This window comes from Neptunomonas sp., from assembly GCF_041601355.1.
Classification (GTDB): Bacteria; Pseudomonadota; Gammaproteobacteria; order Pseudomonadales; family Balneatricaceae; genus Neptunomonas.
Map to the genome: position 1 here is coordinate 1 of NZ_JBFIIH010000140.1, position 9,668 is coordinate 9,668.

Genomic DNA, 9,668 nt, shown 5'->3' on the forward strand with positions numbered 1-9,668 from the left:
CTCTTTCTTATCCTGCTGAGTTTGCTGCATGCTTTCTATGGATTGCAGGTGTTCTGCTTCAGCTTGTAAGCTCATGTTGGTCTGTCCACTTTTGATTAGCTGAGTAGTTAAAAAACATTTTCCGAATGGGTTATATGTTTTGTATATATTATGTAGGTGTATTGCGTATTCATTTTTTATATAGGCTTTAGCATAGCGCAGATTTTAAATAAGTGTATTTCAATAGTGATCTGTCGTTCATTCAGGGGAAATAAGGTGTGTTTGAATATTTTCAGAGGCAGTTGGTAGGCTTTGGTAAGCCTGCCAACTTTGCAGCTTGCTTGGCAGGGCTTTCGGGGAAAAGCTTCATCAGATAAATGCTTTTTCCTTTCTCCTTTCCGAGCGCTATGGTAACCGCTTTTACCAGTGGTCGCATGGCAGGTGATAACTCATATTGTTGATAAAAATTGCGGATGACTTTAATGATTTCCCAATGGGCATCCGTTAACTGGATCTTTTCTTCGATAGCGAGGTACTCTGCGACAGGCGTTGACCAGTCGCCTAAGTTAAGTAGATAGCCTTCGTCATCCAATGCTATGCTGTTGTTGTTAATGATAACCTGTCGCATCAGAACCAACTCACGACTTTAGCGTGTTGGCAGCTCAGCGCGACAAATTGCAGGTCATCAACGATTGTGGCTTGCGTTCGAATCTGATCCGTAAGCCCGCGAGCTTCAATATCAGCGGATAAAAGGTAAAGGCTTACATCATGCATACTTTGTAGTTGCCTGGTGATACTGCTTTGGCTGGCCGCATAAACGCCATTCTCAATCATAAGTAAGGCATCACCCGGGAGTATCGCCGATAAACAAGACTGCCAAAGGGATGTGTCTGAAGGGGCTTTGTTAATCGTATGTAGTGTCGTCATGCTTAAAACCTTAAGACAATATCGTGATCGCGAATCATCAGGGCAATATCCGCCTGGTTCACGAACTTTGCCGGTACGACCAACTGGTCGAGGGTGATTCGCTTTGTTTGTGCGGCCTGAGCTTCAATATAGATGTTTTCAATATCGTACATAGGAAGGGCCGAGCAGATATTGGCGAAATTCTTTTGTTGAATCTGCTGAGGTTGTTGCGATTTTAATAGCAGATAAGGTGCGTCCTGAGTGAATAGCAGGCTGACGGGTAATCCGAATGCCGCAGCAGTGAGTGCAATATCCAGTGCTTCTTTAGCGTAAGTGTCACCATAGGGCGCATGAGACAGTATTAGTAATATATTTTTCTGCAACATGTCAGGCTCCAAAGGTGACTAAACGATCCGAAATGATCGCCGCTTCACTCAGTTGGCCCAGGCCTGAAAGTTCAAAAGGGGCTTGGGTATTGAAATTCTCTTTTTCGTGGCGCTTGGCTTCTGCTTCATTCATGACCCCGCGTTTTAAAGCGGCCGCAATGCAAACAACAATATCGATCTGATGTGTTTCGGCAAGGTCTTTCCAGAGCTGATGAATATTCAGTTCGTCTCTGGGGGGCGCACTTAAGATTGACGCAGCATGAACGCTTTCACCGTAAAAAAACACACGGTGTATCTGATGACCAGAGCGAAGCACGCTATCAGTAAAACGGTAGGCGCTGTGTACAGATTGGCTGTTATGCGCAGAGCCATAAATCAGAATGGAAAAAATCATATGAACATCCGTACAATGAAAAACGCCCTGTTATCTTATCAAAGAAAACAGGGCGTGTGGTCTGGCAATGAACTGATTAATCGTCGCTTAAAACACCTGTTAGCATTAAAAGGTGTATAAACAGATTGTAGATATTCAGGTAAAGACTTGTGGTCGCCATAATGTAGTTAGTGTAAGTACCGTTAACGATGTTGCTGGTGTCGTATAAAATAAAGCCAGCCATTAACAGCACAACCAACGCTGATAGTGCCAGATGGAAACCACCCACATTCACACCAAACATTGGCAGAATGAACATAGCAACCATGGCAATGATAGCGACCATCATGCCGGCAGATAAAAATCCGCCCATGAAGCTGAAGTCTTTACGGCTAGTCAGTACATAAGCAGACAAGCCAACAAAGGTCAGTGCTGTCATGCCCATCGCTGTCATGATGATTTCACCGCCGTTAGGCAAGCCAAGGTACTGGTTAAGAATCGGACCTAAGCCGAACCCCAGTAAGCCGGTAAAACCAAAAACAAGCGGTAGTGCCGCTGCGCTGTTTTGTTTTTTATTCAAAACGAACAGCAGTATAAAGCTGACGATAACGCTTCCCAGATACATAAAGAAAGGAGGGTTAATCGCCATTGAAATACCGGCTGTTACTGCACTGAAAACCAGTGTCATGGACAGTAGCATATAAGTATTGCGAATGACCTTGTTGGTTTGCAGAACTGATTGTTCTGAACGTGTGCCAATAGAATGTGCGTTACTCATGTAATCCCCGGAAGTTCGTTATTGTTAACACTAGCTATAATGGCTACTTTTCAGGCCATTTCAAGTGTTATGACCCTATTCTGTGATAAAGATTCCAAGTAAAATGATCGCTTACCTGTTTTCTCGCCTGGAATCATTAATACCCTTATGTCTTATCTGGATATCCTTTATCAGGATGACGATCTTATTGCCGTACATAAACCTGCGGGTCTTTTGGTTCATCCCAGTTGGATTGCGCCTAAAAATACACCGAATCTGGTTTATTCACTGAAAACTTATTTTAGGGACGCTCCGGTTCACACCATACATCGTTTGGACAGGGCAACATCTGGTGTGATTGTCTTTGCAAAAAACAAAGAGATGGCGCAAAAGATGAATGCACTGTTTGCCGAGCGCAAGGTGCAAAAAACTTACCTGTGTGTCACACGTGGCTATACACCGCAAGAGGGGGTAATCGATTACGCACTAAAGCCTATCTTCGATAAAATGGCTGATCCTTTTGCTGATCCTGATAAACCCGCCAAAGAAGCGGTTTCATCGTACCGTCGTCTCGGTACTGTGGAGTTGCCCATTGCGGTAGGAAAGTATCCGTGTGCCCGCTATTCATTGGTCGAGGTTAAGCCTGCCACGGGGCGTAAGCATCAAATCCGACGCCACATGAAGCACATTTTGCACCCGCTTATTGGTGATACTAACTATGGTGAAGGGCGGCATAATCGTCTGTTCAGGGAACATCTGGATACGCGACGTATGCTGTTAATGGCGACAGAGCTGACATTTGAACATCCAGCTAGCGGCGAGGTGTTGACGATTAAGGCACCGGTTACACGTAAAGTTGCCAACTTATTTGACCGGCTAGGGTGGCAAGGTCTTTATCCAGAGCAGGAGTTTCGGAAGTCTCTTGGAAGCGTAGAGGCACTGGCCGGCGAAATAAATGAATCTGATGCAGCTTGTACGAATGAAGATTAATTATATTCATATAGCAGAAGTGATAAGCATAGTCTGATTTAAAGTTAATGTTTAATAGGGCCATATTCAGTTTGTACCGACAATTTAATTGCGTATCCTGTAGGCTCAAATATTCAATAGAAGATAATTCAGCTCACTAAAGGCTCACTATAAGGACAGTTAGGCTCAATGATTAAACAGCGGTCACTTCATGACATTTTAAAAAACGACAAGAAAATCAAAGTCGGTATCATTGGCGCCATGGATCAGGAGGTGGAGATTCTTCGTGATCGTTTAGAAAATCGTCAGCAACACTTGATTGCCGGTTATGATTTTTATACAGGTACAATGGCCGGCCTTGATATAGTTTTATTGATGTCGGGTATCGGCAAAGTTAATGCGGCTGTCAGTACTGCGTTGCTGTTACATGAGTTTGCGCCGGATTGTGTTATCAATACGGGTTCTGCGGGCGGTTTTGATCCCATGTTAAATGTGGGTGATATTGTGATCTCTTCCGAAGTGCGTCATCACGATGTGGATGTCACTATTTTCGGATATGAACCGGGACAGGTGCCGGGATTACCGGCTGCATTCGAACCAGACGTGACATTAGCCAAAGTGGCAGAACAATGTATCGAGCGCTTAGACGGGATGCAGACCGTGCATGGTCTGATAGCCACCGGCGATAGTTTCATGAATGATCCGGCGCGTGTAGCGCACACCCGTTCACTGTTCCCTACTATGAAAGCAGTTGAGATGGAAGCGGCCGCCATCGCGCAGACATGCCATCAGTTTGGTACACCGTTTATCGTTATCCGGGCACTCTCTGATATTGCAGGCAAAGAGTCAAATTTATCTTTTGACCAGTTCCTGGAGACTGCCGCGAAACATTCAGCAGAAATGGTTATTGAGATCGTGCGTTCACTGGCTAAACTTTAATTCTTCAGTCTGTTTTAGTACCCGTTTTCCCTGATTATTTACCGAGTAAGATTACCTATAGGAGAGTTCTTATGATTAAGTCGTTTCATCCACCGCAAAGAATTTTAATGGGCCCTGGCCCTTCAGATGTCAGTCCTCGTGTTTTAGAGGCAATGGCCCGCCCAACAATTGGGCATCTGGACCCTGCTTTTGTTGAAATGATGGATGAATTGAAAGTGCTGCTTAAAGCCGCTTTCAAGACTGAAAATGAACTGACAATGCCCGTCTCTGCACCTGGTTCTGCGGGAATGGAGGCCTGTTTTGTTAACTTGGTCGAGCCCGGCGAAAAAGTGATTGTTTGTCAAAATGGTGTATTTGGCGGCCGCATGAAAGAAAATGTGGAACGCTTTGGTGGCGAATGTGTGCTGGTGTCCGATGAATGGGGCACACCGGTGAGCGTTGATAAAGTAAAAGCAGCTTTTGAAGCGCATCCCGATGCTAAAATATTAGCGTTTGTGCATGCTGAAACGTCAACAGGCGTTCGCTCTGATGCACAGGCCCTGTGTAAATTGGCACAGCAATATGGCGCATTAACCATCGTTGATGCGGTAACCTCACTGGGCGGTACTGAGCTTGAAGTGGATGCATGGGGTATTGATGCTATCTATTCGGGAACGCAAAAATGTTTGTCGTGCCCACCAGGAATTTCGCCGGTAAGTTTTGGTCCTAAAGCAGTAGCAAAAGTACAGGCGCGTGAATCAAGAGTCCCTAGCTGGTTCCTCGATAAAAAATTGGTGATGGGCTACTGGGGTGGCGAAGGCAAGCGTGCTTATCACCATACGGCACCTGTTAACTCTCTCTATGCGCTACACGAAGCACTCGTGATGTTGCAGGAAGAGGGGCTGGAGAACGCCCATAAACGCCATGATCATCACCATCAAGCGCTTAAAGCAGGCTTAGAAGCGATGGGTATTCAATTCTTGGTGGAAGAAGCCTACCGCTTACCACAGTTGAACACGGTCATTGTGCCTGAAGGCGTTGATGAAGCGGCCGTGCGCAGTGCGTTGTTGAATAATTATGGCCTGGAAATTGGGGCTGGTTTAGGCGCATTGGCGGGTAAAGTATGGCGCATCGGTTTGATGGGGGCTGCCTGCAACCGTCGAAATGTCACGCTATGTTTATCTGCTTTGGAAAGCACCTTAGTACAGATGGGCGCAGCGGTGAATGCCGGAAAAGCATTAGCTGCAGCAGAGGCTTTTTATCAAGGCTGATAAGGTTTTATAACAGATGTATTAACAGCCGGTATGAGCATGCTTATACCGGCTTTTTTGTTTGTTTTCCGAAAATTAAAGAGAGATTGACCAGTACAATTTGTATTAACGGCTATGTCATTCTATTGTTAATTTAAGCATGTAGCACTTAAGCCGCCATGAAAGCTAAAGGATTAGCAATATGGATACTGGACTTCAGTCATTGGTCGCGTTAGCGCGATTTCATCAACTCCCTGCAGAAGCAACCCAATTAGCTCATGAGTTTGGAACGCCGGGTGAACTTTTTTCTGACACTGAGCTGCTCATTGCGGCTAAAGCGCTTTCTTTAAAAGCCAAAAAACTCTCCCTCGATCTTGCCAGTCTCAATAATGCGATGTTACCTGCGATTGCCAAAACAAAGGGTGGCGAGTACATCATACTGGCCCGTTTAGCATACCCTGAAGCTAACACGCCCAAACCAAAACTAAAGCACGGAAAACCTCTTGCAACCGGTGTTTTAATACATGATTTACGTAACGAATCACCGCAGTCGCTTTCGGCAGAGGAGTTTGCTGCATTATGGTCTGGTGACCTGATTGCGCTGGTAAAACGACAAGGGTTAGGGGGCAGTCTACAACAAGCATTTAATATATCTTGGTTTATCCCTTCATTAGTTAAATACCGAAAGCTATTTGCAGAAGTTTTGCTAGCCTCGTTTTTTCTTCAGCTTTTTGCTTTAGTCACCCCGTTATTTTTCCAGGTCGTTATGGACAAGGTGTTAGTTCATCGCGGCTTCACGACGTTGGATGTTCTGGCTGTCGGTTTTTTTATTGTTGTTGTTTTTGAGGCTCTGTTAGGTGGTTTTCGTAACTATATTTTTAGTCATACAACCAATAGAGTTGATGTAGAGCTGGGTTCCCGCCTTTATCATCATTTGATGGCTTTACCTTTAGCTTACTTTGAAGCACGACAGGTAGGACAAAATGTTGCGCGAGTCAGAGAGCTGGATACTATTCGTAACTTCATTACGGGTACAGCGCTGACGTTGGTTATTGACCTGCTTTTTGTTTTCGTTTTTTTAGGTGTGATGTGGTATTACAGCCCGGCTCTGACATGGATTGTAGTGGGCAGTATCCCTTTTTATGTAGTTCTCTCTCTATTTATTACGCCTATTTTACGCCGCAGACTCGACGAGAAATTTAAGCATGGGGCGGCAAATACCGCATTTTTGACCGAGTCTATCAGTGGTATCGGTACGGTAAAGTCCATGGCTGTTGAGCCTCAGATGCGGCGTAAGTTAGAAGATCATCTGTCTGATTATGTTCATGCCTCTTTTCGTAGCCAAAATCTGAACAACGTTGCAAATCAAATAGCCGGCTTAATCAATAAGTTAATGACTCTCGGCATTATTTGGCTAGGTGCGCATCTTGTGATTGGTGGACAACTTTCGGTAGGCCAGCTTGTTGCCTTTAATATGCTGGCGGGGCGGGTGAGTGGTCCTATCCTGAAGTTAGTGCAGCTATGGCAGGATTTTCAACAAGCGGGTATCTCTATTGCCCGTTTGGGCGACATTCTTAATACACCCAAAGAGCCAGGCTTTAATCCCAACCGCTCTCAGTTACCTGCTTTGCAGGGCGCGGTATCTTTGGATCGTGTGCGTTTTCGATATAACACGGATGGCCCTGTTATTTTAGATGAGTTTAGTTTGCAAGCCAGCCCGGGAGAAGTTATTGGCATTGTTGGGCGCTCCGGTTCAGGAAAAAGTACCATAACTAAACTTATCCAACGCCTCTATATTCCTGAATCAGGCAGGGTGTCTATTGATGGTGTGGATCTTTCTATGGTCGATACCACGTGGTTGCGTAAACAGATTGGTGTGGTTCTGCAAGAAAACTTTCTATTTAACCGCACTATTCGTGAAAATATCGCTCTGTGCGAGCCGGCCACGTCGATGGAGCGTGTCATTGCAGCCGCCAAGATGTCAGGGGCTCATGAGTTTATAGTCGAGCTTTCTGAGGGTTATGACACCCTTGTGGGTGAACAGGGAAGCAACTTGTCGGGTGGTCAACGGCAGCGGTTGGCGATCGCGCGTGCACTGATTACTAATCCGCGCATCCTTATCTTTGATGAGGCAAGCAGTGCGCTGGATTACGAATCTGAACGCTTAATACAAGACAATATGGCAACCATCTGTAAAAGCCGTAGTGTATTTATGATTGCCCATCGTCTGAGTACGGTGCGTCACTGTAACCGGATTATTGTGATGGAAAAAGGCCGCATCGTCGAACAAGGTGATCACGAAGAGCTATTAGCATTAAACGGTTACTATGCCCGCTTACATAGTTATCAGGGTCATACGCCTAATTTGCAGTCGGTAGAGGCACGCGTACGCAATCAGGTTACACCTGAAGTGACGCGGGAGGGCGCATAATGAATCTCTTCTGCGCGTTTAAAGAGGCTTGGCTTAACCGGGATCAATTGGGTGATAAACATAACATGCGAGAGCTGGCTGCTTTTTTGCCGGCGGCATTAGAAATACAGGAAACTCCGCCAAACCCACTGGCTAAATGGATTGGTCGTAGTCTCATATTGTTATTTTGTTTAGCACTACTTTGGGCATATTTTGGTGAAGTAAACATTGTCGCTACCGCAGAAGGGAAGATAATTCCTAGTTCACGTGTAAAAGTGATACAGCCGATAGAAAAAGCGCTTGTGAAACGAATTTTAGTTAAGGAAGGGCAAACGGTAGACAAAGGTCAGCCTTTGATAGAGTTAGATCGTGTACTCACCGCTTCTGATGAAAAACGTCTTTTGGGTGACTTGCAGAGTGCACAGTTACTACATGCTGTCAGCCAAACCTTGATGGCTCTGTTAGATAAACCGATCCTGGAGCAGCGCCAACTTACGGCTAGCCAAGTGAGCTTAAGCGTCACGGATACTCTTACCACCTCAAAAGACCAGCAGTTACATAAACGTTTGCTATGGCAACAATGGCAACAATACAGGGCACAACTGCAAGCCTTTCAAAGCGCATTAAGTAAAACTAAAGCTGAGCAAGAGGGCACACGCGCTATCATTAGTAAACTGACGCAAATACTGCCTATTATTACACGTCGTACCGCAAATTTAAAAAACCTCAACCGTAAGAAATATATTTCTGAAACCGAATATCTGGCATTAGAACAAGAACGTATACAACAAACACAAGATTTAGTAGCAGAACGTCAGCGGCTTAAACAATTACAAGCAAGCGAATCAGAAATACAGCAGCAGATTAATGGGTATATGGCGCAAACACGTGCAATCCACTTAAACAGTATGGCTGAAACACAACAGCAGATTGCGGCCTTGCAGGAAGAGTTGGCAAAAGCAACCGATCTTAATGCCAAGCAAATTTTGTATTCACCCGTTTCGGGTCAAGTGCAGGGTCTTGCCGTTAATACGGTCGGAGGTGTTGTCACTGAAGCCCAACAATTGATGTTAGTTGTTCCGGATGAAGAACATCTCTCGGTTGAGGCCTACCTGCAGAATAAAGATATAGGTTTCGTCCATGAAACGATGCCTGCTGAAGTAAAAATCCATACGTTTCCATTTACTAAATACGGCATTATTAATGCAAAAGTTATAACCGTCTCTGATGATGCAAAGGTAGATGAGCAACAAGGATTGATTTATAGCATGCAGCTCATCATGGATAAAAATACCATTTGGGTAGATGGAAAAAATGTGAAGTTAATTCCGGGTATGGCTGTAACAGCGGAAGTTAAAACAGGTAAGCGCAGGATAATAGAGTTTTTCTTAGCACCATTATTACGTTATGGCCAGGAAGGGCTGAGGGAGCGATAACATGATCGGCCTATTATTTATAATTCCGCTAGCGATTTATTATTGGATAGTGTCAACAATAGCAAAAGGTACGTTTCGTTGGGCGCGTAACCGCGGAAAAAATCCTTGGCTTTGGTCCTCATTTATAGCGGTTGCTTTACTGGCTCCTGTTTTTTGGGACTTTATACCTATTCATGTTTTGCATAAATATAAGTGTGCAACCGAAGCCGGTTTTACTGTGTATAAAACTCCTGAGCAATGGAAGACGGAGAACCCGGGGGTAGCCAAAACTTTGGTGCCTACAG

Annotated in this window: 11 protein-coding genes; 6 read left to right on the forward strand and 5 right to left on the reverse strand. The window is 44.9% G+C overall.

From position 1 onward, the window contains the following. Positions 1 to 271: 271 nt before the first annotated feature. The 5 genes from ABY436_RS16970 to ABY436_RS16990 form a co-directional block, all read right to left on the reverse strand. Entirely contained in the window at positions 272 to 607 is a 336-nt protein-coding gene (locus tag ABY436_RS16970) for a TusE/DsrC/DsvC family sulfur relay protein (RefSeq protein WP_372740117.1), read from the reverse strand. Then, positions 607 to 906 carry a sulfurtransferase complex subunit TusB gene (tusB, locus tag ABY436_RS16975; RefSeq protein ID WP_372740118.1) on the reverse strand — a complete coding sequence of 100 codons (300 nt, stop codon included), beginning with the start codon at positions 904 to 906 and terminating at the stop codon, positions 607 to 609. The genes ABY436_RS16970 and tusB overlap by 1 nt, the downstream gene beginning before the upstream one ends. A 2-nt stretch (positions 907 to 908) precedes the next feature. Further along, positions 909 to 1,271 (reverse strand): sulfurtransferase complex subunit TusC, encoded by a 363-nt coding sequence (gene tusC / locus ABY436_RS16980; RefSeq protein WP_372740119.1) that lies wholly within the window; start codon positions 1,269 to 1,271, stop codon positions 909 to 911. A gap of 1 nt (position 1,272) precedes the next feature. After that, positions 1,273 to 1,665 carry a sulfurtransferase complex subunit TusD gene (tusD, locus tag ABY436_RS16985; protein WP_372740120.1) on the reverse strand — a complete coding sequence of 131 codons (393 nt, stop codon included), beginning with the start codon at positions 1,663 to 1,665 and terminating at the stop codon, positions 1,273 to 1,275. A gap of 76 nt (positions 1,666 to 1,741) precedes the next feature. Next, a complete protein-coding gene (locus tag ABY436_RS16990) occupies positions 1,742 to 2,422 on the reverse strand; it encodes a Bax inhibitor-1/YccA family protein (RefSeq protein ID WP_372740121.1) in 681 nt (226 codons plus the stop codon). Positions 2,423 to 2,569: 147 nt separating this feature from the next. Between ABY436_RS16990 and ABY436_RS16995 the strand changes: the two genes are divergently transcribed. The 6 genes from ABY436_RS16995 to ABY436_RS17020 all read left to right on the forward strand — a co-directional run. After that, positions 2,570 to 3,391, forward strand: coding sequence for a pseudouridine synthase (locus ABY436_RS16995; RefSeq protein ID WP_372740122.1), 822 nt, complete (start codon positions 2,570 to 2,572; stop codon positions 3,389 to 3,391). A 168-nt stretch (positions 3,392 to 3,559) separates the two neighbouring features. Then, positions 3,560 to 4,309, forward strand: coding sequence for a 5'-methylthioadenosine/S-adenosylhomocysteine nucleosidase (gene mtnN / locus ABY436_RS17000; protein WP_372740123.1), 750 nt, complete (start codon positions 3,560 to 3,562; stop codon positions 4,307 to 4,309). Between the two features lie 71 nt (positions 4,310 to 4,380). Then, positions 4,381 to 5,559 carry an alanine--glyoxylate aminotransferase family protein gene (locus tag ABY436_RS17005; protein WP_372740124.1) on the forward strand — a complete coding sequence of 393 codons (1,179 nt, stop codon included), beginning with the start codon at positions 4,381 to 4,383 and terminating at the stop codon, positions 5,557 to 5,559. Positions 5,560 to 5,740: 181 nt separating this feature from the next. Further along, positions 5,741 to 7,969, forward strand: a complete 2,229-nt coding sequence (locus tag ABY436_RS17010) for a type I secretion system permease/ATPase (RefSeq protein WP_372740125.1) — start codon at positions 5,741 to 5,743, stop codon at positions 7,967 to 7,969. Further along, positions 7,969 to 9,384 carry an HlyD family type I secretion periplasmic adaptor subunit gene (locus tag ABY436_RS17015; RefSeq protein WP_372740126.1) on the forward strand — a complete coding sequence of 472 codons (1,416 nt, stop codon included), beginning with the start codon at positions 7,969 to 7,971 and terminating at the stop codon, positions 9,382 to 9,384. The genes ABY436_RS17010 and ABY436_RS17015 overlap by 1 nt, the downstream gene beginning before the upstream one ends. A gap of 1 nt (position 9,385) precedes the next feature. Then, positions 9,386 to 9,668, forward strand: a 283-nt coding sequence (locus ABY436_RS17020) for a hypothetical protein (RefSeq protein WP_372740127.1), incomplete at its 3' end; no start/stop codon positions are given.

Coding starts and splice junctions, on each gene's coding strand:
- ABY436_RS17005 (WP_372740124.1), top strand. CDS start 4,381: ATGATTAAGTCGTTTCATCCACCGCAAAGAATTTTAATGGGCCCTGGC.
- ABY436_RS17015 (WP_372740126.1), top strand. CDS start 7,969: ATGAATCTCTTCTGCGCGTTTAAAGAGGCTTGGCTTAACCGGGATCAA.
- ABY436_RS17010 (WP_372740125.1), top strand. CDS start 5,741: ATGGATACTGGACTTCAGTCATTGGTCGCGTTAGCGCGATTTCATCAA.
- tusD (WP_372740120.1), bottom strand. CDS start 1,665: ATGATTTTTTCCATTCTGATTTATGGCTCTGCGCATAACAGCCAATCT.
- ABY436_RS16995 (WP_372740122.1), top strand. CDS start 2,570: ATGTCTTATCTGGATATCCTTTATCAGGATGACGATCTTATTGCCGTA.
- tusB (WP_372740118.1), bottom strand. CDS start 906: ATGACGACACTACATACGATTAACAAAGCCCCTTCAGACACATCCCTT.
- ABY436_RS16990 (WP_372740121.1), bottom strand. CDS start 2,422: ATGAGTAACGCACATTCTATTGGCACACGTTCAGAACAATCAGTTCTG.
- mtnN (WP_372740123.1), top strand. CDS start 3,560: ATGATTAAACAGCGGTCACTTCATGACATTTTAAAAAACGACAAGAAA.
- ABY436_RS16970 (WP_372740117.1), bottom strand. CDS start 607: ATGCGACAGGTTATCATTAACAACAACAGCATAGCATTGGATGACGAA.
- tusC (WP_372740119.1), bottom strand. CDS start 1,271: ATGTTGCAGAAAAATATATTACTAATACTGTCTCATGCGCCCTATGGT.